This window comes from Arthrobacter sp. Dra40 (assembly GCF_059091905.1).
This window is the reverse complement of sequence record NZ_JBNHHB010000018.1, coordinates 1-24,813: the sequence shown is the minus strand read 5'-3', so window position 1 is coordinate 24,813 and position 24,813 is coordinate 1. Positions and strand designations below refer to the sequence as shown.

General features: G+C 62.9%; 30 protein-coding genes. 19 read left to right on the top strand and 11 right to left on the bottom strand.

The window, feature by feature from the left end; genetic code table 11:
• Positions 1-29 precede the first annotated feature (29 nt).
• Complete coding sequence (locus tag AC5RWT_RS10915; RefSeq protein WP_494080239.1) at positions 30-569, top strand: DinB family protein; 540 nt, start codon at positions 30-32, stop codon at positions 567-569.
• A 45-nt stretch (positions 570-614) separates the two neighbouring features.
• Here the strand turns inward: AC5RWT_RS10915 and AC5RWT_RS10910 are convergent, their stop codons facing one another.
• The 3 genes from AC5RWT_RS10910 to AC5RWT_RS10900 form a co-directional block, all read right to left on the bottom strand.
• Positions 615-836, bottom strand: coding sequence for an Rv3202a family protein (locus AC5RWT_RS10910; RefSeq protein ID WP_494080238.1), 222 nt, complete (start codon positions 834-836; stop codon positions 615-617).
• Between the two features lie 72 nt (positions 837-908).
• Entirely contained in the window at positions 909-1,211 is a 303-nt protein-coding gene (locus tag AC5RWT_RS10905) for a MoaD/ThiS family protein (RefSeq protein ID WP_494080237.1), read from the bottom strand.
• Between the two features lie 15 nt (positions 1,212-1,226).
• Positions 1,227-2,324, bottom strand: a complete 1,098-nt coding sequence (locus tag AC5RWT_RS10900; protein ID WP_494080236.1) for a WD40/YVTN/BNR-like repeat-containing protein — start codon at positions 2,322-2,324, stop codon at positions 1,227-1,229.
• A gap of 95 nt (positions 2,325-2,419) precedes the next feature.
• Between AC5RWT_RS10900 and AC5RWT_RS10895 the strand changes: the two genes are divergently transcribed.
• On the top strand, positions 2,420-3,679 hold the full coding sequence (locus AC5RWT_RS10895) for an MFS transporter (RefSeq protein WP_494080235.1): 1,260 nt from the start codon (positions 2,420-2,422) through the stop codon (positions 3,677-3,679).
• A gap of 203 nt (positions 3,680-3,882) precedes the next feature.
• Here AC5RWT_RS10895 and bcp read toward each other — a convergent pair whose 3' ends face one another.
• Positions 3,883-4,347: a thioredoxin-dependent thiol peroxidase gene (bcp, locus tag AC5RWT_RS10890; RefSeq protein WP_494080234.1), complete on the bottom strand. Its 465-nt coding sequence runs from the start codon at positions 4,345-4,347 to the stop codon at positions 3,883-3,885.
• Positions 4,348-4,759: 412 nt separating this feature from the next.
• Here bcp and AC5RWT_RS10885 point away from each other — a divergent pair, with 412 nt between their 5' ends.
• On the top strand, positions 4,760-5,056 hold the full coding sequence (locus AC5RWT_RS10885; RefSeq protein WP_494043187.1) for a hypothetical protein: 297 nt from the start codon (positions 4,760-4,762) through the stop codon (positions 5,054-5,056).
• Positions 5,057-5,276: 220 nt separating this feature from the next.
• Here AC5RWT_RS10885 and AC5RWT_RS10880 read toward each other — a convergent pair whose 3' ends face one another.
• On the bottom strand, positions 5,277-5,882 hold the full coding sequence (locus tag AC5RWT_RS10880; protein WP_494080233.1) for a hypothetical protein: 606 nt from the start codon (positions 5,880-5,882) through the stop codon (positions 5,277-5,279).
• A gap of 594 nt (positions 5,883-6,476) precedes the next feature.
• On the opposite strand from AC5RWT_RS10880, the gene AC5RWT_RS10875 reads away from it, so the two are divergent.
• The 3 genes from AC5RWT_RS10875 (at position 6,477) to AC5RWT_RS10865 (ending at position 10,378) form a co-directional block, all read left to right on the top strand.
• Positions 6,477-7,250 carry a hypothetical protein gene (locus tag AC5RWT_RS10875; RefSeq protein WP_494080232.1) on the top strand — a complete coding sequence of 258 codons (774 nt, stop codon included), beginning with the start codon at positions 6,477-6,479 and terminating at the stop codon, positions 7,248-7,250.
• A 112-nt stretch (positions 7,251-7,362) separates the two neighbouring features.
• A complete protein-coding gene (locus AC5RWT_RS10870) occupies positions 7,363-7,977 on the top strand; it encodes a class F sortase (protein WP_494080231.1) in 615 nt (204 codons plus the stop codon).
• Between the two features lie 1,537 nt (positions 7,978-9,514).
• Positions 9,515-10,378, top strand: a complete 864-nt coding sequence (locus tag AC5RWT_RS10865) for a beta-keto acid cleavage family enzyme (protein WP_494080230.1) — start codon at positions 9,515-9,517, stop codon at positions 10,376-10,378.
• Between the two features lie 385 nt (positions 10,379-10,763).
• On the opposite strand, the gene AC5RWT_RS10860 is transcribed toward AC5RWT_RS10865, so the two are convergent.
• Genes AC5RWT_RS10860 through AC5RWT_RS10850 form a run of 3 tightly spaced genes read right to left on the bottom strand, consistent with a single transcriptional unit; the run spans position 10,764 to position 12,861 of the window.
• Complete coding sequence (locus AC5RWT_RS10860) at positions 10,764-11,435, bottom strand: CbiQ family ECF transporter T component (protein ID WP_494080229.1); 672 nt, start codon at positions 11,433-11,435, stop codon at positions 10,764-10,766.
• Positions 11,432-12,223 carry an energy-coupling factor ABC transporter ATP-binding protein gene (locus AC5RWT_RS10855; protein ID WP_494080228.1) on the bottom strand — a complete coding sequence of 264 codons (792 nt, stop codon included), beginning with the start codon at positions 12,221-12,223 and terminating at the stop codon, positions 11,432-11,434. Before AC5RWT_RS10855 ends, AC5RWT_RS10860 begins: the two co-directional genes overlap by 4 nt.
• Positions 12,224-12,228: 5 nt before the next feature.
• Positions 12,229-12,861, bottom strand: a complete 633-nt coding sequence (locus tag AC5RWT_RS10850; protein WP_494080227.1) for a biotin transporter BioY — start codon at positions 12,859-12,861, stop codon at positions 12,229-12,231.
• Positions 12,862-12,983: 122 nt separating this feature from the next.
• Between AC5RWT_RS10850 and AC5RWT_RS10845 the strand changes: the two genes are divergently transcribed.
• The 4 genes from AC5RWT_RS10845 to AC5RWT_RS10830 all read left to right on the top strand — a co-directional run bounded on the left by AC5RWT_RS10845 (position 12,984) and on the right by AC5RWT_RS10830 (position 15,068).
• Positions 12,984-13,265 carry a hypothetical protein gene (locus AC5RWT_RS10845; protein WP_494080226.1) on the top strand — a complete coding sequence of 94 codons (282 nt, stop codon included), beginning with the start codon at positions 12,984-12,986 and terminating at the stop codon, positions 13,263-13,265.
• Between the two features lie 227 nt (positions 13,266-13,492).
• Positions 13,493-13,690, top strand: a complete 198-nt coding sequence (locus AC5RWT_RS10840) for a substrate-binding domain-containing protein (RefSeq protein WP_494080225.1) — start codon at positions 13,493-13,495, stop codon at positions 13,688-13,690.
• Between the two features lie 36 nt (positions 13,691-13,726).
• Positions 13,727-14,251, top strand: coding sequence for an acyl-CoA thioesterase (locus AC5RWT_RS10835; RefSeq protein ID WP_494080224.1), 525 nt, complete (start codon positions 13,727-13,729; stop codon positions 14,249-14,251).
• Positions 14,252-14,432: 181 nt separating this feature from the next.
• Positions 14,433-15,068, top strand: coding sequence for a carbonic anhydrase (locus AC5RWT_RS10830; RefSeq protein WP_494080223.1), 636 nt, complete (start codon positions 14,433-14,435; stop codon positions 15,066-15,068).
• Positions 15,069-15,535: 467 nt separating this feature from the next.
• Here AC5RWT_RS10830 and AC5RWT_RS10825 read toward each other — a convergent pair whose 3' ends face one another.
• The 3 genes from AC5RWT_RS10825 to AC5RWT_RS10815 all read right to left on the bottom strand — a co-directional run bounded on the left by AC5RWT_RS10825 (position 15,536) and on the right by AC5RWT_RS10815 (position 16,819).
• Positions 15,536-16,195, bottom strand: a complete 660-nt coding sequence (locus tag AC5RWT_RS10825) for a hypothetical protein (RefSeq protein WP_494080222.1) — start codon at positions 16,193-16,195, stop codon at positions 15,536-15,538.
• Positions 16,158-16,388, bottom strand: a complete 231-nt coding sequence (locus tag AC5RWT_RS10820; RefSeq protein ID WP_494080221.1) for a creatininase family protein — start codon at positions 16,386-16,388, stop codon at positions 16,158-16,160. Before AC5RWT_RS10820 ends, AC5RWT_RS10825 begins: the two co-directional genes overlap by 38 nt.
• Positions 16,389-16,549: 161 nt before the next feature.
• Positions 16,550-16,819, bottom strand: a complete 270-nt coding sequence (locus AC5RWT_RS10815) for a hypothetical protein (protein WP_494080220.1) — start codon at positions 16,817-16,819, stop codon at positions 16,550-16,552.
• Positions 16,820-17,244: 425 nt separating this feature from the next.
• Here AC5RWT_RS10815 and AC5RWT_RS10810 point away from each other — a divergent pair, with 425 nt between their 5' ends.
• From AC5RWT_RS10810 to AC5RWT_RS10770, 9 genes are all read left to right on the top strand, one after another.
• The gene (locus AC5RWT_RS10810) at positions 17,245-17,982 is read left to right on the top strand and encodes an SDR family NAD(P)-dependent oxidoreductase (RefSeq protein ID WP_494080219.1); all 738 of its coding nucleotides are present in this window, start codon (positions 17,245-17,247) and stop codon (positions 17,980-17,982) included.
• Complete coding sequence (locus tag AC5RWT_RS10805) at positions 17,982-18,755, top strand: SDR family NAD(P)-dependent oxidoreductase (RefSeq protein WP_494080218.1); 774 nt, start codon at positions 17,982-17,984, stop codon at positions 18,753-18,755. Before AC5RWT_RS10810 ends, AC5RWT_RS10805 begins: the two co-directional genes overlap by 1 nt.
• A 52-nt stretch (positions 18,756-18,807) precedes the next feature.
• The gene (locus AC5RWT_RS10800; protein WP_494080217.1) at positions 18,808-19,734 is read left to right on the top strand and encodes an alpha/beta hydrolase; all 927 of its coding nucleotides are present in this window, start codon (positions 18,808-18,810) and stop codon (positions 19,732-19,734) included.
• A 162-nt stretch (positions 19,735-19,896) separates the two neighbouring features.
• Positions 19,897-21,717, top strand: coding sequence for a flavin-containing monooxygenase (locus AC5RWT_RS10795; protein ID WP_494080216.1), 1,821 nt, complete (start codon positions 19,897-19,899; stop codon positions 21,715-21,717).
• 165 nt (positions 21,718-21,882) lie between these two features.
• Positions 21,883-22,839, top strand: coding sequence for an SDR family NAD(P)-dependent oxidoreductase (locus AC5RWT_RS10790; protein WP_494080215.1), 957 nt, complete (start codon positions 21,883-21,885; stop codon positions 22,837-22,839).
• A 253-nt stretch (positions 22,840-23,092) separates the two neighbouring features.
• Positions 23,093-23,446: an NAD(P)-binding protein gene (locus AC5RWT_RS10785; RefSeq protein ID WP_494080214.1), complete on the top strand. Its 354-nt coding sequence runs from the start codon at positions 23,093-23,095 to the stop codon at positions 23,444-23,446.
• The gene (locus AC5RWT_RS10780) at positions 23,422-23,808 is read left to right on the top strand and encodes an NAD(P)-binding domain-containing protein (RefSeq protein ID WP_494080213.1); all 387 of its coding nucleotides are present in this window, start codon (positions 23,422-23,424) and stop codon (positions 23,806-23,808) included. Before AC5RWT_RS10785 ends, AC5RWT_RS10780 begins: the two co-directional genes overlap by 25 nt.
• A gap of 25 nt (positions 23,809-23,833) precedes the next feature.
• Positions 23,834-24,577 (top strand): hypothetical protein, encoded by a 744-nt coding sequence (locus AC5RWT_RS10775; RefSeq protein ID WP_494080212.1) that lies wholly within the window; start codon positions 23,834-23,836, stop codon positions 24,575-24,577.
• Positions 24,553-24,813, top strand: a 261-nt coding sequence (locus tag AC5RWT_RS10770) for a hypothetical protein (RefSeq protein WP_494080211.1), incomplete at its 3' end; no start/stop codon positions are given. The genes AC5RWT_RS10775 and AC5RWT_RS10770, both read left to right, overlap by 25 nt.

Here is a 24,813-nt window from a genome sequence, read left to right as displayed (position 1 = left end):
TTATCCCAGTGCCGCTAGACTCTCGGGTCATGACTGCAGAGGATGGACAAGACCGCCCGGAACCGCCGCTAGCGGCCAACGAGCTGGACACGCTGCTGGGATTTCTGGAGTTCCACCGTGGCACCTTCGAATGGAAATGCGCGGATCTGGGCGCAGACGGACTGGCCGCCAAACTGCCGCCGTCGCGGATGACCCTGGGTGGCATGCTCAAGCATCTGGCGTTCGTGGAGGACTACTGGTTCTCCTACCGGCTGCACGCACGGGAGCCGCAGCCGCCGTGGGACAGCGTGGACTGGAAAGCAGAGCCCGACTGGGACTGGGATTCGGCAGCTGGCGATACTCCTGAACAGCTCCGTGCACTGTGGAGCGAGAGCGTGGCGCGTTCCCGCTCCCTCACCGCTGAAGCAGTGGCGGCCGGCGGGCTGGACCGTTTGGCCGGCAGGCCTGGCCGGGATGGCAGCGTTTCGAGCCTGCGCTGGATCCTGGTCCACATGATCGAGGAGTACTCCCGGCACAACGGGCACGCCGACCTGCTGCGCGAGGCAGTGGACGGACAAGTCGGGGAGTAGCCGCGGACACCGGCTGACGTTCAAGAGCGCCGGAAGAGGCAGGAGCTATTCGGGCTCTTCGACTTCGCGGGGGTACTCCTCGTCCTCGTCCTCGCTGATAGCCTCCAACTGCTCCTGCAGGTCCGCCTCGTTCGCTTCCCAGCCAACCGGCGGCACCGTCGAAGCCGGTTGCTCCGAAGCATCCTCATCTACCGGGCGGTCCTGCCAGGCGCGGTCGGCCTCGTCCGCTTCCGGGATCTCTGCATCGTGGTTGCCGGTGCTGGTCATTGCGGCCCTCCTAGTGTCTGTTCTACTGCGGTCGGATGTAGTGGATGCGGTTCGTGCACTCGGTGCGCCCGCCTAGCCGCCCGCGACCGACTGGATGATGAGCAGTTCCTGCCCGGGCGCGACCAGCGTGGCCGGCCCCTGCAGCATGCGGATGTCTTCGCCGTCCAGGTAGAGGTTGACGTAGCGGCGGATCGCCCCGGTTTCATTGCGGACGCGGCGGTTGAACACCGGGTAGTCGCCGGCCAAGGCGTCCAGAATCTCCGCCACGGACCGCGGGCCGGACGCGGGCACGCTGAGCTCGCGCTGCTCGCCGGTTACCTTGGCCAGCAGGCTGGGCACGACGACGGTGACCGTCTTCTCTGCTACACCCACCACGGCGATCTCCTCCTCTTAGAGACTGGCGGCCCGGACGCAGAGGACGTCGGGCAGGCCCGAGGTAACTTGCACGAAGACTTCGCCTTCGTCTGCGCTGGCGTACACCGATCCGCCGCGGGTGCCGAAGTAGAACCCGGCCGGATCGCCGGTGTCCACGGCAGCGGCATCACGGAGCACCACGTTGTAGTCGAGGTCGGGCAGACCGGTGCCGAACCGCGCCCAGGTGGCACCGCCGTCGTCGGTTCGATGCACCGCAAGGTGCCCGTCCGGCGGGATCCGCTCGCCGTCGGCCTTGATCGGGACCACCCAGGCGGTCCGCGACCTCCGCGGATGGGTGAGCATGACGAAGCCGAAGTCGGTCGGCAGGCCGTCGGCGATGGACTGCCAATTGTCGCCGGAATCATCGGACCGGTAGACGCCGTGGTGGTTCTGCGCGAAGAGCGTGGACGGTTCCACCGCATCCCGGGCGATCTTGTGGACGCACTGACCCACCTCGGGATTCGGATCCGGCATGAAGTAGGCGCTGATGCCGTGGTTGCGGGCGTGCCAGCTCTCGCCGCCGTCGGTGCTGCGGTACACGCCGCCGGTGCTCATGGCAACGTGCACGGTATCCGGATCGTGCGGGCTCGGCAGGATCGAGTGGGCGGCCGCCCCGCCGTAGCCGGCACCCCACTGGTCCTTGTCCGGATGGTTCCAGAGCGCGCGGTTGAGTTCGAAGTGTTCGCCGCCGTCGGTGGACTTCCAGACCGAAATCGGCTCGCAGCCCGCCCAGACCACGCCCGGGCGGTCCGCCGCGTCCGGCTGGATCTGCCAGACCCGCTCCAGCGCGGCACCGTCGCCGTCGTTGAAGCGGATGGCGCCGTTCTCCGGCTCGGTCCAGGTCTCGCCCAGATCATCCGAATGGAACACTGTCGGTCCCCAGTGCTCGGAGCGCGCCCCCACCAGCAGCCGGGTGGACCCGTTGCGCTGGTCGATCCCGATGCTGGGAATCTCGTTCATCAAAAAGTGCGGGCCGGACAGGGACCAGTTGGCCCGGTCCCGGCTGGTGGCCAGCCACAGCCCCTTCTTCGTTCCGATCGCCAGAATGGTTTCCCCAGTAGCCATGCCACCCATTCGACCACTGCGGTCCGGCGCGCGCAACGGTTTTGCGATGAAAGGCTTCAGGCGGGGCAGAATAGGGAAGCCGACGCCACGCAAAGAAAGAGGACATGAGCACGCAGCCGCCAAGCCAGCCGGGGTCCCGCCTGTGGCTCTGGGTCCTCATGGCGGCCGCCGTGCTGACCCAGACGTCGCTGAACTTATCCCGGCCGGTGGTGTCCTACAAGCTGCTGGCGCTGGGCGGTGACGCGGCGATCATCGGCGTGGTGACGGCGGTTTATGCGGTACTGCCGGTGGTGGCGGCGTTGTGGCTGGGCCGGGTGAGCGACCGTATTGCCTCGCTCAAGGGCATGGTGGTGCTCGGCGCGGTGATGCTGGCGGTGGCCGCCGTGGGGCTGGCGCTGGCGCAGGACTTCCTGCTGATCGGCATCTCCATGGCCCTGCTCGGCATGGGGCATTTGGTCTTCACCATCGCCGGCCAGTCCGCGATCGGGCGCTATGCCGCGCTGAACCAGATGGACAGCGGCTTTGGCTGGTTTACCGCGGCCTTTTCGCTGGGCCAGTTGCTCGGCCCGCTGCTGGCCGGGGTGCTGCTGGGAACCGGGACGGAGGGCGTGGGACCGGATTGGCTGGGCGCCATCAACCTGGCCCTGCTGCTGGCCGCCGGCATTGCCCTGGCGGCGGCGCCGATGATGCTGATCGGCGCGCACCCGGGGGCGGCTAGGCGGCGGTTCCGCTCCCGCAAGCACGACGGCGGTGCGGCCGCCGCTGCCGTCCGGCCGCCGATGGTGAAAGAGCCCGTGCTGCAGATCCTGCGGCGGCCGGGGGTGGCGTGGAACATGCTGGCCTCGATGGCGCTGCTGTCCGTGATCGACATCCTGGTGGCATTCCTGCCGCTGGTCGGCGAGGAGCTGGGTGTGGCGCCGTTCTGGGTGGGCGTGCTGCTGGCCGTCCGTGCCTGCGCGTCGATTATCTCGCGGATACTGCTGCCCTGGCTGGTGCATCGCTGGAGCCGGATCCAGCTGCTGGTGGCCAGCCTGCTGGGATCCGGTGCCGCGATTGCGGTGACGCCGTTTGTGCTGGAACCGTTCTGGCCGGCGGCAGTGGCACTGTTTGTGGGCGGTTTCCTGCTGGGCCTGGGCCAACCGCTGACCATGACGCTGATCAGCCATGCGGTCCGGCCGGAGTCCCGCGGTGCCGCGCTGGCCCTGAGGCTGCTGGGCAACCGGGTGGGGCAGGTGGTCCTGCCGCTCGCCGCGGGCCTGGTCGCCGCCCCGCTGGGCCCGGGCGGCGCCATCTGGTTCTCCTGCGCGGTGCTGGGTGCAGCGGCCGCGGCCCGGCTAAGCGTGCGCAGCGAACCCGACGCTTAACGCGCGCGTAAAATCCGGCGGCCGGAATCGCACGCGGCTTCGACACCTCGCTCGTTCCTCGCTCGGCGAGGCGCCGCTTAGCGATTCCGGCCGTCGGACCACGGTGGTCGACCAAGCGAGCTCCAGCCAACGGTGGTCGACCAAGTGAGCGCTAGCGAGCGCGTGGAGACCCGCATAGCGCGGGCCGCCGGAAGTCTCCGAAGTCAGACGCCGAGGGTTTCGCGCAAGCGGGCCACGTGGCCCTTGGCGTCCACGTCGTACTCGGCGTGCTTGATGGTTCCGTCCGGGCCCATCGCAAAGGTGCTGCGGAGTGTTCCGGTAAAGACCTTGTCGCCGAAGGTCTTGTCGCCGTAGGAGCCGTACGCCTTGGCCACGGCGAAATCAGGATCGGACAGCAGCGGGAAGGTCAGGCCCTCGGCGTCGCTGAAGACCTGGATAGCCTCGGCGTCGTCTGGGGAGATGCCGATGACGTCGTAGTTGGCGGCCTGCAGCGAGTTGAGGTTGTCGCGGAAGTCGCAGGCCTCGGTGGTGCAGCCGGGGGTGGCGGCCTTGGGGTAGAAGTAGACCACAACGTTCCGGCCGGTGTAGTCGGACAGCGCGACCTTCTTGCCGTCGGCATCGGAGAGAGTGAACTCGGGGGCCGGCATGCCGGGCTTCAGGTGGGACACGAACATCCTCTTTCGTCGGAAGAACCAGTGTGAACTGAGCTTTCCTCATCGAGTCTAGTGGCGCCGCCGGCGCCGGAGAGCGCCGCTGCTTTAACCATTACATGAGGCAATTGGTGCCCAGCTCGCTGCAGACCTCCGGGCAGAGGTCCGGACCTGAAGGGCATCTCGCGGAGGAACCTGCGGTACCTGAACGCTGTTGCCCTAGGCCCTCTAATGGTTCTAGCTCGACTTGCCCGTCGGCGCGACCCGTTTCCAGATTGCGCTGCCTATCGATCTACAACCTGTTCCTCAACCCGCCGGCCGAATCCCGGGCCAAGGTGTCCGACTCCTCGTCACGGCACCCCATAGCCGTCCGTTGTCTTTCGGCGTGAACAGGATCACGATGAAGGAAACCACCAACGAAGGAGGAGCCATGGACAGTCCGACGTATGGAATCGTGCATTTCTTCCCGGGAGGCACCCGGGAGCAGTACGAGGCGTCGATTGCCGCCGTTCACCCTGCCCCGGGGCAGCGGCCGGAGGGTGAGATCTTCCATGCCGCCGGGTCGTCCGAGGGCGGGTGGACGGTCTTGGCGATCTATGAATCGCAGGAGAGTTGGGAGCGGTTCCGGGACACCATCCTTATGCCGAAGTTCCAGGAGGGTATTCCGGGAGGATTCGCCTCCATGCCCGAGGAAAGGCTGATCGACGTGTACAACTTCATGCCCTGACAGCCTTCCGACCGCCACCCGCCCGCCTAATCCATCCGGCACTTCGGCCACCCATTGCATTCATCGAGTTGCTGAAGCGCCTGCCGGCACTTTGGGAGACGGGGTCGCCGCATGCTCAAACCGTCAAGATGCCCCATGGTAACTAGGGGCAACTACCCTCAGTCGTGCACCGGGTGCTCTCCCGCTTTGGGCGACGAAACTCACCTGATCGGCAGGACCGCTATCGGCAGGCGGAGCGTGTCCCCATCTGCCGTAGGCCGGCCATTTTTCCGAGACCGCCAGCCATCTTCTGCTTCTTCAGTCCCAGCATCACGTTTTCCGCCCGCTGCATCTCGCCCTGCTTGGCGCCGAGCACCATGACCCACCCGGCGAAAACTGGGACGGCCCACTGCAGCATTTTCAATTGTTTTTGCGCCTTGACCAGTTCCTCCGATGATTTCGGCTTCGGTTCGGTAGCACCTTCTGATCCTTCGTGGGAGAGCTTGTGGACCTTCTGCCCGAGCAGGCCCGCATATAGCGTCACCGCTGCCCCAAGGAGGGTAACTACAGTCTTGTACACGGTCAGGCGCAGCACACCATGCTGCGTGGCCAATCGGTCAGCATTGCCCAGGGTGAGCGGTACCCCGGACGCGAGGTGGGCCGCGAAGGCCGCCGTCTGGATCGGGGCCCACTTCTTCCAGCCAAGGCTGGAAAGGCGGGTCCGTTCCGTCGGGTCCTTGGCCTCGGCAGCGGCCCCATTGAGTCCGATGGCGCCCATGAGGGAACCGCCAAACCAAGCGCCGGCAGTCAGGTCGTGAATCGAGCGAGAGACGAGATTTTTATGCATTTTCTTCTCCTCCAGAATGGGGCTTTACCGATGTGGCTCAATGGCCGAGAACGCCGGACTGCCGGAAGCCGGGGGCGCCGGCAGCATGGATGAGGCGAAAGAAACAGCCGGCCCGAACGGAGCCTCCGCCCGGGTCAGTCCAAACTAGACCAAGGGGCGACATTAGGGAAGGTGCCAAGGCCTGCGTCTAATACCTGCGTGTTTTGATTTCTGGTTCAGGCCGGAGGCTGCCGCCCGCGCCGGCGGACAGCCAGCGGGGCCCGTCGTCCACGTCAACTGCCCGCCTGTCCGGCTAATGTCTTCCTTCTAATGGGCGGGAACATCCCGGAAACGACTCCCGAACTGGGTAGCCAGCAGCCTGACGGACCACGTGCGTGCAGGCTCTGTCGTGCCCGGCATCGGCTTGTGGCGGACCGCACGAGTCCGCTTGTGGGTCCGGCGGCTACGCCCTGCGGGTAAGTCCGCAATTACCCGGGTCCATGCCCCTATTCCGAAAGAATAGGGGCCAAGCGGGTGCCAAAAGCTGGGGATTCTGAATAGACTGTGCGGGCTGGGGACAGTAAGCAGGCTTATTAATCCGGAGAGGCTCGTCTGATGAAAACTTCAATTCTTTTCGCTGCTCCTGCCGTAGCGCTCGGTGCCCTGGCTCTCGCTGCCGGGCCTGCCGTCGCTGAAGACGGGACCTACCAGGCTGCTCTCGCCCCGGCGAACAACAGCGGCACCTCGGGTCAGGCGATGATCGAGGTGCACGGCCAGCAGGCCACCATCACCATGAACGTGTCCGGTGCGGCTGAAATGATGAATAACGCACCGTTCCCGCATGGACAGCACATCCATATCAATGGGCAGGGCGTATGCCCGGGCCCGCAGGCTGATACCGACGGCGACGGAGTGGTCAGCTCGCCCGAAGGCGAGCCATATGCGGGAATGATCGGCGTATCCCTCACCCTGTCGGGTGACACCAGCCCGGCTTCGGCCGTAGCCGCCGACCGTTTCCCCGCCGGCGGGGCGTACACCTACACGCGGACCGTCCCGCTGGATGCGGCGACGATGCAGGCCCTCCAGACAGGCAAGGCCACCGTGGAGGTTCACGGGGTGGACCCGAACAAGCTGCCCGCAGCCGCCCAAGAAAAGACCAGCCCCGACGACCCCTCGATGCCACTGGCGGCCACTCTTCCCGCGGCCTGCGGCGTGGTGCAGGCCGGGCAGGTGTCCGGGCCCATGCCCGGGGCTCCAGATACCGGTATTGAGGGCGCGGGCGCGGGCGCTGACGGCACGGTGGCGCTGGCCACCGTCGCCGGTATCGGCGCCGCTGCGCTGGCCGTAGGGGCAGTCGCCCTGCGGCGGCGTGCTGCCAGCGGGGACTGATTTGGCCTTGCTTTGGAATTGCGGCCGCCGAGCCCGACTTCTCACGGCGGCCCTGGCCCTGCTTCTCACCGCCGGATGTGCCGGCGGCGCCATCGGCACTCTCGGCACATCGATGTCCGGTGCCGCTGCCCCGGACTCGGTCGGTACGGCCCGACCGGAGCCGGAGGCGGCACCTGTGCCGGCGGAGGGGACACGTGGCATCGGCGCCGCTCCTTCCGCCGCGGAAGGGTCTGCTGCTGCCGATGCGGAAGAGTTACCGCCGGTCCTCGGGGAATCAACTCCCGTTTCTCTGTCGGTGCCCCCGATCGGCCTGGACAGCGGGATCATAAGCTTGGGACAGCGCGATGACCTGAGCCTAGAGGTACCCCCGGGGGAGGTCGGTTCACCCGCCGGGTGGTACGTGAACTCTCCGACGCCCGGTGAGCGAGGGCCGTCGGTCATCTTGGGCCACGTCAATGCGATCGGAGGAGGCCCCGGCGTTTTCGCACGGTTGCATGAACTGGCCCCCGGAAACAAAGTGGAAGTGAACCGCGAAGACGGTTCAACCCTCGTCTTCCGGATTTCTGCGGTCGAAAGCTACGGCAAGGAGGGGTTCCCCGCCCTGCGGGTGTATGGAAACACCGACTCTGCCGAGCTCCGGCTCATCACCTGCGACGGGTACAACGCCCAGACTGGCAAATTTGAACAGAACTTGGTGGCGTATGCCTCCCTGGTCAGCGGAAGCTGACGTACCCGGCTCCGCGCCGGGTTCCTGTGCCCCCTGTACGCCCGACCGGCAATCGGAGTGTTAATGCATGGGTCGGGCGTTTCTTGCCATCTCCCATCTCCTGACATATGCGCTGTTATCGGCGTTTGTAAGCCGGGCTGGACCGCCTGAAGCACCTCGATTAAGGAGAACATGACTACTGCGGTGATGCTCTCCAGTTATTCATCGTTACGCGTGTATTGCCCAGTTGGCGGCAACGTTGACGATGCTGAGTTGTGTCCAACATATTGTTCAAGCGGGCAATCGCGACTCGCATGAGCAAGCACCTCACTCCGGGCACTTATAGTCACCGCACTTGCAGCGGACGGTTACCGTTGCAGCATCGGTGTTCCGCGAAGTGCACGGCTCACTTTGTTAGCAGTGGCGCGCAGCAGCGGCACGGTTCGGTTGTACAGCGTGGAAATTCAGTCGCAGGATTCAACCGCCGATAACCGTGGGTATGTCCGGACAAGATGTCTCGATGAAGCATCCTACAACGGGAAATTCACGGGCCCTGGTGGAACATGAATTTCATCGCGCTGGGGCCATTCACGGGCGCGCATAAGTTCACGCTCATCTTTGTCGCGGTGGAGGACCGGCTTGCGCGATAGGGAAGACCGGAGCCGGGGCTTTAAGAAAACAATGATTGCCGCTGCCGGATCCGGACCTTGTAGAAGCTGAGGAGGCCCGGATTCGGCGCGACTGCCGATAGTAGCCGGGGGAACGGACGACCGGGGAGCACCGGCAGGGGGCGCATCGGCCGTTACCCGTGGCGGAGGCATCCGTCTCTGGCGGCGTGTTGCGGGCGCCGCAGGTTTAGGTGTACGCAGGCCTTCCCTCTCGTAGGTCATCGGGGGACTGCATCGGTGGCGAACAATCAGGGTCGCCTGGGTAGGTTAGCGATTCATGAAGGGTGCGTGATGTGTCAGGAGTCGGGAGAATGATGACTGCACGGCAGCACCGACTGGTGTTGGGGACGTCCCCGGCGCAAGGAGAGCATTCAAAGGCTGTAGCAATAGTTTGTGACCGCTCCAGCGCATTGAGGGCAATCTACTTAAGAATCCGAGCTCCGTCGCATTAGCTCTTCACTGCTGATCCGTAGCTCGATTCCATCGGTCTTATCTACGAGAAACCGATCACCCAGGGGATCTGTAATGATCCAGGCGAAGGCAGAGTCGCTGGTGGCGGCATCTACCGTGCCCGTCCACAGCCGTGTGGTTCTCAGCCAGACCTCAACTTCGACTCCGGATAGTCGAATCCAATCGTCACATCTGACATGTGTCATCATCTGTTCCTTCCTCCTTGCTGGTTCCCTAGGAAAAGCTTTCCTTCTAGGCCGCCGCCGTTGTCTTTGCGTGGCTATGCCGTTTGGGGCTGAGGGGTGCACCCGTAGCGGCTAAATGACCTCTGGCAGGCTTTTCAAAAAATTCCTGTTCCACCCTTACCCCAGGTCGAGCCACTACCGACCTGCTCCTGCTAAGCTCAATCTACCAAATGATCGGTCAAACATGGAGGGGTAATGAAGCCGTTAATTATCAACGCAGCGGTGTCTGGAGCAATGCCTCCGGAAACTAGTCCGAACCTTCCTCGCACGCCGGAGGCTGTGGGAGAGGAGGCGCTCCGTGCAGCTGCCGCTGGAGCATCCGTAGTGCACATGCACGCCCGTGACGAGCAAGGCAGGCACAGTGGTGACTTGGCACACTTCTCGCGTGCGATGGGGGTGATCCGAGAATCCGGAGCTGATTTCGTCACGAATCTTACGACATCGTTCTCGGGGTCTGAGGAGATTCCGGATGCTAGTCTTCGAAAGTCGGTACTGGAACTTCAACCTGACATGGCTTCGTTCGATGCTGGGTCACTCAATTTCAGCGACTGGGTTTTTCGAAATGACCCACAGTTCTTACGAGAGCTGGCTGGCTGCATGCTAGATCGGGGAGTCAAACCTGAGATCGAGATCTTCGACGAGGGCATGCTCGGCACGATAGATGAGCTAATCCGTGAGGGACTGCTTAAGCCCCCGTATTTTATTCAGTTCGTCTTTGGTGTTCGCGGTGGAGTCCGACCAACAGCCGGTAATCTATCTCACTTAGTCAGCGCGCTTCCTGCAGGAGCCATATGGTCGGTTGCGGCGCTCGGGCGTCATCAACTCAATTTCAACGCGATGGCCATCGCGATGGGAGGCCACGCTCGTACCGGCCTCGAAGACAACGTTTATCTATCCAAAGGCGTATACGCTACAAATGAGCAACTAGTCCGGAGAGTCCGCGAGCTTGGAGTGATGATGGGGCGTGAGATCGCTACGGCCGAACAAACTCGTGAAATACTCGAACTTCCCGGGCCGGCCCCGGCACAAGAGAAGACATCGCTACATGTGAAATCATGACGCCTTAAGGGCATTGCGCGAGGTGATCTTGCCGCGAACGCTTTTAGCAAAGGCGTCACGCGTCTTGATAAGCCTGGAAGTAGGCTGGAAGGCTAAGCGGTCGCCGCTTTGCAACCCTGGCATCTCAACGCCTTCGGATATCTGTTTCTGCTGCCGTTCCTGATCACCTGAAGGCCGGGATCGAGGTGCTCAATGCTGAGGAAAGCGTGTGGCTGGCCATGCTGGATGGCTGGGGTGCCCAGCAGATGAGCCGGAATCTTTCTGCCGGAACCCTTGTCAGGGACGATAAAGAGAAAACATCTCCTCCGTGCCTGAGCAAGAGCGCGGCCCAAGCCGCTGCCGCCAACTGCTCCGGTCACTCCCGGATTATGATTGGCCGTTCCTATCAGTAAGGTCCCTGATTATGACGACGTTTCTCCCCTTCCGGGCCGGCGGGCAGTCCCCGAGCGACCAGGGCCTCCCCGGTGGCGCGGGCATGGCCGACCGTGGCCACCAGCACCGGGCCCGTCAGTCTTACCGGTCCGCGGCGCAGGCCGCGGGAGGCCGGGGCCTCGGCATGGGCCCGCACGGAGGCTCCGATCCAAGGGATCGTGCGCAGCATGACGTTGACGGCCAGCGCGGCGGCCTCCGGGTCGATCCCGAGCCGGCGGAACGCGCCGAAGAATTGGGCCAGGCCGTCCAGCAGTTCGGTGCCCGGCGTGGTGATCACCAGCAGGCGGGCGGCGGCCAGGGCGCCGAAGACGGCGGCCACGACCACGAGTGCCGGCCAGAGGGCGTCGAGAGGGGACAGAGGGTCGGTTCCCCAAACCCCGGAGGCCCAGCGGGCTATGCCGGCGAAGGCCAGCATGGGCCAGCCGCGCCGCCAGGGGGCCAGGAACTCGCCGGGGATCCCGGCCAGCAGGTACAGGCCGAGCACCCCCAGCAGCACGAGACCGACCACCACGGGCTGGCGCCAGGCCACCAGGACCACGGTGAGCACTAGCAGCACCGCGTACTTGGCACTCAGTGGCGAGCGGTGGACGTGGGAGGTCCCCGGCCGGTGGTCGAGCAGGTTCACCGCACGCCCTCCCGGCCGGCCGCGCGTTGCGCCCGCACGTCGCGGCGGTACCACGCCACCGCACCCGGCCCGTCGGCGTCGTGCACGACGCGCCCGCCGGCGACGACGAGGCAGCGGTCGGCCTGGGCCGCGAAGTCGAGGTCGTGTGTGGTGTACATGAGCTGCCGGCACCGGCCGGTCTCCGGCAGGGAGAGCAGCAGCTCCTGCACCTCCAGGGTCCAGTCCAGGTCGAGCAGTGTGGTCGGCTCGTCGGCCACAAGCAGGGCCGGGTCGGTGGCGAGCACGGTGGCCAGGGCCAGGCGCTGGCGCTGGCCGCCGGAGAGGTCGTAGATGCTGCGGTGGGCCAGCCCGGCCAAGCCATGGGCGGCCAGCAGCTCCTCGGCCTCCCGCCGCCGGTCGCGCCGGTTGCGGATCGTGCGGCGCAGGGACAGCTCCATGTCCTCGCCCGCCGTGGGCATGACCAGCTGCACCAGCGGGTCGGTGAACATAAATCCGGTCAGGGACCGCACCTGGCTCGTCTTCTCCACGGTGTCCAGCCCGTGCACCCGCACGGTCCCGGCGGAGGGCTGGACCAGCCCGTTGAGGAGCCTGACGAGGGTCGACTTGCCCGAGCCATTCGGCCCGATTACCGCGACGACCGGCTCCGCCACGGTGAAATCCACGGGGCCGAGGATGCGAATCGTGCCGGGTTCGGCCCCGGCCTCCTGGCCGGGGGCCGCGGCCGTACCCGGGAGGTCGACGACGGCGCCGCGGACCTCGATGACCGGTTCGCCTGCGGTGGTGGGCACCTCGCTCAGAACCGGCGCAGGGCCAGTGCGGGGAAGGCCCGGACGATGGTGGCGGCCACAGTAACGGCCAGGACGTTCTTGATCATGTCGCCCGGCCAGAACACCATGTCGGCGCCGATGGCGGTGGCCAGGTCTAGGTCGAGGGCGATCATCATCCCGGCGATGCCCATCGGGTGGATGAAGACGAAGGAGGCGACCATGGCGCACAGCCATACCAGGGCCCACCAGCCCAGACCCATCCGGCCGGCCCCCTTCGCGGCGGCAACCTGGCCGCGGCGCAGCACCATGGAAGACAGGGCGCCGGCCAGGAAGGCTGCCAGCGGGAAGGCGAGCAGGTAGCCGGCCGAAGGTCCGGCCAACACGCCGATCCCGGCGTTGAATCCGGAGAACACCGGCAGTCCGGCGAGTCCGGCCACGACGTACAGCGTCACGGCCAGGAATCCCAGGCGCGCGCCGAGGATCAGGCCGGTGAGCATCACCGCGAAGGTCTGCAGGGTGATGGGCACGCCGAAGCCGGCTACCGGGATGGGCGGCAGCATGGAGCACACGGCGATGAGGGCGGCGAACACCCCGGCCAGGGCGACTTGCGTGGGCACGGCCAAGGGCTTGCGCGGCGCGCCCAGGACTACGTAGCTCATGGTTCTCCTTCTTGCTGACGCTGTGCCGGCAGGGTTGACGAGTCGTTGAGAATAGGATTTCATCAGCATGGACATGAATACGATTTCACGCACTATTAGAGCAGTGAGGAACGAGGGCGAAGTTGACGAACGCATGGCCGGTTTTGCCGGCATGCCGGTGTTCTCGGAGGCATCCTCCGGTCCGGCCGCTGCCGTCGGCCGACCGTTGGTCACCTGGTGGGCGCGTCGTCGTCGCCGCAGGACTGACCGACTGGCGGGCCAAGCGCAACTGGGACAAGAGGTTCCTGGGCGCCCGGGTATCCTTCCTCGCCGGCACCGTGATCACCTTCGTCTTCGGCATGGCCTGGCTGTCCATCTCGCTGGGCGCCGACCTGCAGCAGACGCTCGAGTGGGGCCTGCGCTGACCATGCCCGCGCGACCGTGGAAGCGCTGGCCGCCCGGGACCTGCCGGTTGACTCGAAGGTAACCTAGCCCGACAACGAACTCTGACCCGCAGGCGCCCGACCCCCTGAGCTTCTGGACGAAAAGGCTTGACGCGACCCCCAGAATACGATTACATACGTGAATACGATTTCAAACAGCGGGTCGACTTGGGCGGCGAGGACTGCGAGAACCTGAGGATCTCTGGGTCGTGGGTTACGACGATATCCCGATGTCGGTGTGGAAGGTCCTCGACCTCACCACGATCCGTCAACCTGTTGACGAGACGGCCGTACTGTCGCTCGAAATGCTTCTGGCACGCATTGAGAACATCGATACGGATTTTGAACACAAACGCATCGCGACCGAACTGGTCGCACGCGGTTCGACGGAATACTTGCCGGCATGAGTTCACCGTGTCGCCTGTAGAAACATAGGAGGACTCATGGAAATTATCGTTCCCATGCAGGTGCGGTTTACGGACGTCGACCGATTCGGTCACATCAACAACGCAGTCTACTTATCCTATATGGAGTTCGCCCGTCTCCGGATCTTTCAGGACGAGTCGCTCGGATATTCGGTGGAAAGCCTCGCGGGAGAGGGTGCCGGAATCGTAGTCGGCTATCAGGAGATCACCTATCGAGCTCCTATCGGGCCGAACGTCCCCAGGGTCGATGTAGCCGCATGGGTGACACGAGTGGGGCGATCGAGCTTCGATATCGCCTACAGCATTCGTGATGGAGAAGTGGAGTGCGCAATCGCTTCTACATCTATCGTGCTCGTCGACATTTCGACCGGAAGCCCCCGCGGACTCCCGTATCGTGCGAAGGAGGTCTTGGAGCATTTCAGCGGGCCAGCTGTCGACGTGCGGGCGGTACGATCCGGTCCGACCCCCGTCCCCGCAGTGGATCCGCGCGGGAATTCCCATCAGGCAGCGCAGCAGAGGCGGACCGCGATATCGCAGTTCTAGAGTCCATCAGGCGCGTAGACGGCTCGCGGGCCAAAATGGCCGCGGATTTCGCTCTGGTTTACCAAGGCGAACGCGGCAATAGCCGAATTTCCGAATATTAGGCGCATCTCAGACCGACTAGCTCAACCTCGGCGCGATCGCCCCTGGGGCATGGAGCTGTCCCAATCAGTAAGGCTGCTTAGTGTCCACAACATTGACTCCCGCCCAAGCCTGGGAAAAACTCCTCGCCGGCAATGCACGCTTCGTAACGGGGAGCTCCGTCCACCCGAATCAGGACGCGGCCCGGCGCAGTTCGTTGATCAACGAACAGCATCCGTTCGCCATCATCTTCGGCTGTTCCGACTCCCGGCTGGCAGCCGAGATCATTTTCGACCTGGGTCTAGGCGATGCTTTTGTGGTCCGCACCGCCGGCCACGTTCTCGGCGATGCCGTCATTGGCTCCCTCGAATATGGCGTGGACATGCTCAACGCGCCGCTGATCGTCATCCTTGGCCATGACAGTTGCGGCGCCGTCACGGCAGCCAAGAACACTGTGGACACCGGCGAAATGCCCCGTGGCAGCCTCCGCGACTTGGTGGAGCGAATCACTCCGGCTGTGCTAGCAGCCAGGCGGTCCGGTGTTGAGGACATCAACGACATGGTGATCGAAAACATGCGTCAGTCATCTGAACGCCTGCTAGACAGCTCACGCGCCATTTCAGAGGCAGTCGAAGCCGGACAGACAGCCGTCGTCTGCGTCACCTACAGGCTTGCCGACGGTCGGGCAGACCTGGTCGTCGGGCACGGCGCACTTTCTGATCCGGTTCTTCGCGACTGACCACTTCATTGGGTTGACGGGTCCCGGGGCACAGGGCTTCGCCGCAGACTCTGGGTCGGGGTCTGTATCCACCGCAACAACCGTGTAACCGACGAAACGGAAGGCGGGGCGCACTGACGGGGGTGTATTGACGAGGCCGTCCTTTGGCGGAGGCGTCCGTCTCTGGTGGCGCCGTTCTACGCGCCGCCAAGTCGGGGAAGTGCGGGCGTGGCAGGGCGGTTTGCTTATGAAATTTCCGCGTGTTCCCGTTCATAAGTCATGCCGTATGGAACTCCGGGACTTACGGTGACGGTGTAAGTATCGTGCCTGTGCCGGATGACGAGTACTCCGTTTCGGCCGCCTGATATAGCCAAGGATCGGACTGCTTCATGGGCAGCGTCCAGTTGTTCCTGAAGCGTATTCCAACCGGTTTCGGCAGTTGCTTTCAGATTGACTTCGTGGATGGGGTGTGTCACAAGTCCCTATTTCTAGGTCAGAGGTGTTGAAGGTCTTTGGCCGGCGGAAACAGGCTGAGGCGTCGCGCTGCGGGACCGGCTTATGCATGGCGATGCTTGAGCCTGTTGGTGCGTCCAACCCAGCGGACAGCCAGACACCGCGTGTCTAAACGTCGTATGGCGCCCCACCACAGTCCGGTTCCGTATGCAGACGAGTGCGTTGAGCGGGCCAAAGCCCGCCCGTTCGCGGAGGAAAAGCACGAGGTCAAGGGCGGCGGCCGTGACCAGCGCCCGCCGGACCGATTGGCTGAACACTGCTCCCACGGTGGCGGCTGGCCACCAGTGCCGGAGCAGCAGATTGCCTTCCTGGCGCACAGCCCAGCCCATGCCGCGGGTTGCCGGCCGGGCGACGATGAAGAGCGTCCCATCGTCGGCGGGCAATCGTGTGCGGAGAGACCAGGCGGTCGTGGCGACGACGGCCGCGGCGACCGGCACCGACCACCATCGACGTTGAAGGACTGCCGCGGCCCCGAGGGCCATGGGAATGGACAGGACCGCCGGGGCGACCTTGTCCCCGTGCCGGGAAGCCAGCAGGGCGCCGCCGGTACCGTAGAGGACTTTGCGGCCAAGCCAGGTCCGCACGTTCGACCGGATGTCATGATGAACTTCGATCGTGGGGTCGTAGCGCACCATGTTTCCTGCCGCGATCAGCCGCCAGACGGGCAGCGGTCAGCGCCTCGACCGCGCCGGATGCCACCGCGGTCGCAATGGTCGTGTCGGTGTCGAGCGGCAGGTGCGGCCCGTGCTGTTCAGTGGAGCCGATGGGGACCAGGACGGTAGCCGCTGCAGGGATGTCGGGCCCGGTGGCCGAGGAAAGTGCCGTCATGGCGATCGGTCAGCAGTTGGTCAGAGCCGGCTCGGGAACGCCCAGGGGCCGGCTCGTAGGCAAGATGGCGGCTAGATCGAGGTCCGGTCGGAGTATGACATAAAGCCTGTGGGCTACTGGGGGAGGTCCGGAGTGACAGCAGAGAAAAGCGGAAAAGCCGCTCACGGTTGATCGTCGGTGTCTGCGGGCATGCACGCGACGTAAACAGCTTCGAGATCATCCTGTGTTACGCGAGTAAGTGTGGTTCCAAGAGCAATGTGCACGCCGCCCGCCCAAATTGTCTTGATGATGCGGAGAAGTGTTCCAAGCTCATCACCTTCAAGACTCTTAACCGGGCGTCCAATGTGTCCTTGGCTCAGGCTCGTGAGCTTCGTGGAGACAGCATCGCGAGTCTTCTTCGTGTGATTACCGTCGGAGAGCAGGTTTGGCATGTCACGTAACTCGACAAGGCCTCAACCTGCGTCTGGTCGACGAGTTCGGGCATGCGCGGGCCACTAAAGCCTTGGGAATGCATTTCGCGGATCCTCGACAGCGATCGCTTGCGCAGAGAGGAGTCTAATACTGCCTTCGTGGCGGAACTGCTTGAGGCCGCGCGCCAACATCGATGTGCCGGCCCTCGACCATTGTAAACCGGAAGGCGCAGGCCGTCGCCGGGAGCAGTCAACGCTTCGGGTGAGGGGATAGATATGAGCGCGTTCGGTGCCGCGCCGCGGATGCACGCCGCCACGCCGAACGCCAGGCATACGAATGCCTGCAAACAGTTGCCAAACAAGCGATTGGCAGATAGCGTACAAGTCACCGCGCAGCCCCCGGTGTGTGCGCATCTCGAATCCGCAAAGGCCCCGAAGGAGAAAAAATGTCGCTCGAGGAAAACTTCCGTGGCCAGGCCTTCGCAGTCACCGGCGCAGGGGGCGCCCTCGGGGCAGCTGTGTGCGCACAGCTTCTCGCTGGCGGAGCAATCGTTTATGCGGTTGATCTATCTGGGGACGCACTTGATGCGTTAGCCGCCCGGCTTGCAGATCATAAGGAGCGCCTGCATCTGCGAATCGCCGACGTCACGGACGAGCAAGACGTGGAGGCTCTCGCCGCCTGGATTCGCGATGCGACCGGAAGTCTCGAAGGGTTCTTCAACAACGCCGGAATACACGGCCCGATCTCAAAGCTCTCCGAGTTAGATATAGCGGCCCTCGACAGAACTCTTCGGGTGAACGTGATCGGAGTTGCGCTGGGTTTAAAGCACATTCTGCCGATCATGTCGAAAGGCGGCTCTGTGGTTAATACCGGCAGCACCGCTTCACTCGTTGGCGCATTCGGGATGGGCGCTTATGTCGCCTCGAAGCATGCGGTGCTGGGCCTGACAAAAACAGCAGCACTCGAAGCACGGGCAAGTGGCGTGCGCGTGAACTGCGTGTGCCCCGGCGGCATCGACAGCCCGATGATGGCAGACATTGATCGCGAACGCAGTGCGCGATTCGGCGAGAGTGCCCTGGGACCAAAAAGAGTGTATGCGAGCCTCGATGAGGTTGCTGAGCTCGTGATTGAGTTGCTGCGTCCCGGCAGCTCGATGATCACCGGGCAGGCGGTGACCTTCTAATGAAGTCACCCCGTGAAGCGGCTTCAGATTCTCAAGAATTCGCAGGGCGCGTCGCTCTTATCACCGGAGCCGGGTCGGGGATCGGGATGGCCTGCGCGGCTCATTTCGCAGCACGCGGCGCCGATGTAATCGTTTCTGACCTCGACGCCGAGTCGGCAGAAAAGGTGACGTCGACGATAGGTGGAAGCGCACTCGCTGTCGCGGGAGACGTTTCCGACCCTGACGCTTGCGAACGGGTCGTCGACGCTGCCCTCCATCGCTTCGGTCGTCTTGACATCGCTGTGAATAGTGCCGGTGTGGGGATCGCAGCACCGTCAGCTGTCGGAGACGTGCCGTTTTCGGAATGGAAGCGGATCATCGATGTAAACCTCACGGGAACCTTCAACAGCATGCAGTCCGAGATCAGGGCGATGCGCGCGGGTGACGGGGGAGCCATTGTAAACATCGCGTCAATAATGGCGGCGGTTGGTGTGGAGCGCTCTGCTCCGTATGTCGCCTCCAAGCACGGTGTCGTGGGACTGACCAAGAGTGCTGCGCTTGAGTATGCGTCCGAGGGTATCCGTATCAATGCGGTCGGGCCCGGCCACGTCGATACGCCGATGTTTCGTCGACGCGACGAAGAAGCCCGCGCCAACATCTCTCGCCGATATCCGATCGGCCGCGTAGCGATGCCAGAAGAAGTCGCCGAGTTCGCTGCCTTCCTCGCCAGTGACAGGTCGGCGTTCGCGACGGGTGGGTACTTCCCACTCGACGGCGGTTACCTCGCTCAATGAAAACGAAACCTTCACCCGCAGAAATAACGATGATTAACGAAAGGCAGTCCCAATGTTGACCAGCAATGATCAAATTGTCGAAGACGAAGAGGCCCTGGAAGAAGCCTTCCGCAACTTTGTGGCATCGACGCCACCAGCCGACTCACCGCTTAGCGCCTACCGAGAGGGGCTCGAGGCGCTGTGTGCCTCTTTCCCGGTACTCTCAGATGCTGAGATCGAGCGGATCGACGCAAACGGTGTCTCGGCCCTGCGGGTGCAAGCTCCGGGAGTGGATACATCTCGAGTGATTATCCATCTCCACAGCGGGGGCTACTTCATGGGCTCCGCTCAGGGATACCGGGAGTTCGCCTACCGCCTATCGGCTGCGACGAATGCTGCGGTGATCGTGCCCGACTACCGACTTGCTCCTGAAAACCCGTTCCCTGCCGCGTTGGAAGACACGGTGTCGGTCTATGAGTGGGCGCGCGGGCACTGGCCCCCGGCTTCCATTGCAATTGCCGGTGATTCAGCCGGCGGTGGGCTCGCCATGGCGACTCTCATGAAATTGCGCGACGACGGTGTTCCGCTCCCGGCTGCCGGTGTAACGATCTCTGCCGCGCTCGATCTTCAAACCCAAGCAGAATCATTGACCACCAATGCGGACACCGACCCCATCATCAAGGGCTCGGAGATTGGGGGACTCGCCAGTCTGTACGCAGGCGATACAGACCCTGCACACCCGTACTGTTCCCCAATCAACGGGGATAAGAAGGGATTGCCGCCTCTGCTCATCATGGTCAGCGACGCCGAAGTCCTCCGCGACGACTCGGTCCGGCTTGCGCGTGAGGTCCAGGAAGCCGGTGGCGAAGCGACGCTTTCCACTCCAGCAGGCATGATCCACATCTGGACCTTGTTCCCGAAACTGCGCAACGCAGCAGCCAGCTTGGAGATGGTCGGGGAATTCCTGAATCGCGCCTGGGAAGGTCAGCCGCGCCCGTAAGCGAGAACGGCGAGACAGTAGTTGCCGACACGGTACTGGAGGAACACTCCCGCCTTCGCAGGGTTCTTCACAAAGCCCGCGAGGTAGCTAGTGCATTGCGTAGACCGTGACCCGCGGTCGTAGTTGAGAGCTCAAAGACGAGCTTAAATTGAAAGGATGGCTATGGAAGCCACGAAAACACTGAAAGATCATCTGGGATTCGACCCGGAAGAACTGAGCCGCAAGTATGAGGCGGAACGCGACCGCCGACTTCGTGCTGACAACACGCGTCAATACGTCGACGTGTATGACAAGTTCACGGACCTCGCAGTTGATCCCTACGTTGAACCGGGATTCGAACGTGAGGCCATCGACCAGGAGGTTGATGTCTTGGTACTCGGCGGGGGACTGGCGGGCCTAGTGGCCGGTGTGTCGCTCGTCGAGAGTGGCACCGAAGACTTCCTGATTGTCGAGGAGGCGGGCGACTTCGGCGGAGCATGGTATTGGAACCGCTACCCCGGTATCCGTTGTGACGTGGAGTCGTACATCTACATGCCCCTCCTTGAGGAGGTCGAAACCGTGCCGAGCGAGAAGTACGCGCCCGGACACGAGATCTTGGCGCACTGCTCGGCGATCGGGAAGAAATACGATCTTTATAGTCGAGCCCTGTTCCAAACGTCCGTGAAGGTCGCCAGCTGGGACGAGGAGAGCTCCAGATGGATTGTCTCGACGTCGCGTGGTGACACCCTACGTGCGAAGCACCTGTTGGCAAGCAATGGACCGCTCCACCGACCAAAGTTTCCGAACATCCCGGGGCTATCGGATTTCGAGGGCGCAGTATTCCACACGAGTCGCTGGGACTACTCGTTCACCGGAGGCGACTCGACGGGCGGTCTCACGGGTCTTGCCGGTAAGCGCGTTGCTCTAGTCGGTACAGGTGCTACATCGATCCAGGTGCTGCCGCATTTGGCTGAGGCAGCGGAGCACGTGTATGTCGTTCAGCGGACGCCTTCGGTGATTAGCTCTCGTGACAACCACAAGACCGATAGAGAATGGTTTGAGAGCCAGCCGCCCGGATGGCAGCCGGAGCGACAGACCAACTTCTTCCTGGCGATGGCTGGCGTCCAGCAGCCGGTAAACCTTGTCAACGATTCTTGGACCGACTTGGCCAAGGTCTTCACGGGTAGTATCCCCGAGATCGCGGCTCTACCTGAGTCGGAACTGCAGAAGCTGAGTCCTCTCGAGGTCGTGCTGCTTGCCGACATGATCACGATGGAGCGCATACGCGCCGACGTCGAGAGCATCGTTGACGACCCGGACACCGCGGAGAGGCTCAAGCCCTGGTTCAACATCTTCTGTAAGCGGCCAGGGTTCAGCGACGAGTACCTCCAGTCGTTCAATCGACCCAACGTCACGCTCGTAGACACAAACGGTCGAGGACTCTCGTCCGTCACGAAGAACTCGATCGTGTTCGATAGCGACGAGTACGAGGTGGACGCCGTCATCTTCGCTACGGGCTTCGAAGCGAATGCAGAGGTGCAGAACAGTGGACGATTCGGGCTGATCGGGCGAGACGGAGTATCTCTTGGAGAAAAGTGGGCCAACGGCCGCCGGACGGTGCATGGAACCAAGGTGAGTGGGTTCCCGAACTTCCAGATACTCGGTGCGTTCCAACAGGCGGCGATCACGTACAACTACCCACACGTCATGACGATGCAGTGCCGACACGCAGCGGATGTGATAGCTCACTGCTTGCGCGCGGGTATCAACCTCGACGTGACTCTTGAGCAGGAATCCGAGTGGCGAGCTGAAATGGACCGTGTTGCACTCGGTGCAAGCCCCTACTTCGCGGAATGCACCCCTTCGTACCTGAACAATGAAGGCGATACCACCCGCGATCCGATTTGGGATACGGGATACGCTGCCGGTGCGTTGGAGTACGCGACCAAGCTCGAGCAATGGGTCGACGAATTCGCGCGTACGAAGGTTCCAAGCAAGGCGTGAGCCACGACGGGCATACCTCCCGCGTTAGTCCCGAGGGGTTGACGCAGGAGTGCCCTGAGGTTCGTTGAGAATGGGCGTCCCGTTAGGGGCGCCCATTTTCGTTTCGACGGTATACCTCTTCGATTTGTTCTTGAGTTGGAAAACACTCCTGAGGAAGGAAGAATTGTGGCAATCAACTTTGACGGGCAAGTCGTCATTATTACGGGCGCGGGAGCGGGCATCGGCCGGGCACACGCGCTCGAGCTGAGCGCACGCGGGGCAGCGGTGGTTGTCAACGATGTGGATCCCGATCGCGCGACCGAGGTCGTTGAGGAGATCCGATCAACTGGACAAGATGCAACAGCGTCCTTCGCTGACGTCACAACGCCTGAAGGTGGCGCGTCACTGACAGAACTCGCGCTTGATCGGTTTGGAACGGTCGACGCTGTAATTAACAACGCTGGGTATCTCCGTAACGGATACTTCGATGAACTTTCCCCCGCGGCAATTCGCGCCGTCATCGCCGTGCACGTAGAAGCGCCGTTCTATGTAACGCAGCCCGCATGGACAGTAATGAAGGCCAAGGGGTATGGCCGAGTTATTTTGACCGGCTCGGCGAGCGGGATGTATGGCCACCAAGGGTTGTCGAACTACGCAGCCGGCAAAGGGGCGATGCTGGGTCTCTGCAAGTCACTTGCGTACGAAGGCCAGGAGCACGGCATCAAAGTGAATGCCCTGATGCCCGTCGCGACCACGACGATCGGCGAGGGCAATCCGATTCCGGACTTCGCGGAGCATCAAGAACGCTTCGTTCCGAAGGAATTCACCCCCGAGATGCGAAATCACCGGTCCCGCCCTGCTTCGGCGGCGAAGATGGCGGCGATACTCGCCAGTAGGGACTGTCCGGTTACCGGTCAGCTTTACTCGATCTCTTTTTCTCGGTTTTCCAACGTCTATATCGGATCGACCCCGGGGTGGCTTGATGCAGATCCAGCCACCTCCACAGCGGAGGACTTGTTGTCTCGCTGGGCCGAGGTTAGTGACCGTGAGGGCGCCCTAGAGTTCAGCAACCTCTATGAGGAGTCCGCGTACTCAATGCGGCGGGTACTCGAGGAGGCGGCAATACCACGCACTGATCGCTAGATCAAGCGGCTCGCACCGGGATTTCGACCCTGAGTAGGCGGGAGCGGTTTCGGGCAGGTCACCGTAGTCTCCGGCCTGCCCGTCGCCCATGGAGATTCGGCGTATATTGGTAGTCTACCAACCATCCGGCAGATTAGACGGGTGAATTGGATGTTTTGAAGCCTCCTTTTGTTCCTCTGGTGCCGATGGACACTCGCTATTGGGTGGCAGAGAAATCTTCGATCATTGACCGGTGGGTTGATTGGACAACGTCATGAGTAATGTTCTTCCGACGAAGTACTGCATTGTCGGTGCGGGACCGAATGGTCTTACCGCGGCGCGGGCTCTGCTGAGGCGTGGGGTTGATTTCGATGTGGTGGAGCGCGATCCCGGTATTGGGGGGTTGTGGAATATTGACCATCCCACCAGTCCGGTCTATTCGTCCTGTAACTTCATCTCGGATCGGGACCATAGTGGGTTTATTGGGTATCCGATGCCGTCCCATCTTCCTGACTTTCCTCGCTGGGATCAGGTTCGCGATTACATCAAGGACTTCGCGGATGCGTTCGGGTTGACGCGCTACGTGGAGTGCAACCGTGAGGTGTGGAAGCGTCGCCGGTCACGATAGAGGGACGCACGTGCTGGGAGGTCACCTTCCGGGATGGAGAGAAGCGTCTGTATCGCGGGGTTGTGTGGGCTTGCGGGTTGCAGCAGTCGGCTTTCATTCCCGAGTTGCGGGGGCGGGAGAACTTCACCGGCGAGGTGATTCACAGTTCGCAGTACAAGCATCCGCGGGAATTCATTGACAAGCGAGTGATGGTGGTCGGTGCCGGCAACAGCGGAGCCGACATCGTCAGTGACGCGGCGGCTGTTGCCGACGTTGCGATGCTCTCCACGCGACGTGCCAATCGCTACATCCCAAAGAACGTCTTAGGGCTTTCTACCCAGGCGATCGTCGACGGGACTTCGAAGTTGCCGCCGGGGCGTTGAGCTGCCGGCCACGCCGGAAGAGCGATTGCAGTGGATTGTCGACACCGCACCATACGGTCGGGTCGGTTTGGAAGCGCCGGACTATCCCATCAACGGCTTGCAAGGAACGATGAATGACACCGCGCTCCAACACATGCTCCACGGACATCTCGAGGTCAAGCCGGACATCGACCATCTTGACGGTGATCAGGTGATTTTCGTTGACGGGTCCAGCGAGAAGGTGGATCTCATCGTGCTGGCGACCGGCTTCAAAACGGTCATCCCGTGGTTGCGCCGCGAGTATGTGGAATGGCACAACGAGGCACCGATCTTCCATCTTGGCTCGATGTCACTGAACGTCGAAGGGCTCTACGCCTGCGGCAGTGTGCACGTTGGCGGGCCCACCTACCCAACCTGGGATCGCCTCTTTCAGGTCGCTGCCGCGGAAATCAGCCACGAAGTCAACGGCTCGACCTCGTCGACGTTCACGCGCATCCGGGATGAATTCCGGCCCGACTTGCGAGCCGGAATCTCGCTCGTGGAGACCCGCCGCAATGACGGCCAATTCAGCTACAAAGCCCTCTATGCGGCCTGCGAAACCCTACGGGATGAATACGGCATAGACATGCCCGACGAAAACGACGACACCTTCTACGCATCCCTTCTCAACGGCGAAGACACAACAAGCACCCCTACTAGCCCAAGCCGAGGTGCCACTTTGAGCATGCCCGGATACGCGAGAACCCAAGCGCAGGAAGACCGCACATGGCTCAGACCAAAAATTTGGTGAGAGCGCGGGACGGCTGGACGCCGCTCCTCCTGTTGCTCCCCGCCCTTGCGTTGGTGTCGCTCGCCATTGTGTTACCGCTTCTCAGTAGTTTCTTTGCGGCGTTCACGCTCGAGGAGCAGGGAACCGGTGCGTTTGAGTGTGTCAGCGGCCATGAAAAACTGCCCGTAGATGGCCACGAAAGTGCCCGCTGGCGGCCAGTAAAACTGTCCATTCGCGGCCATGTAATCTGCCCACTT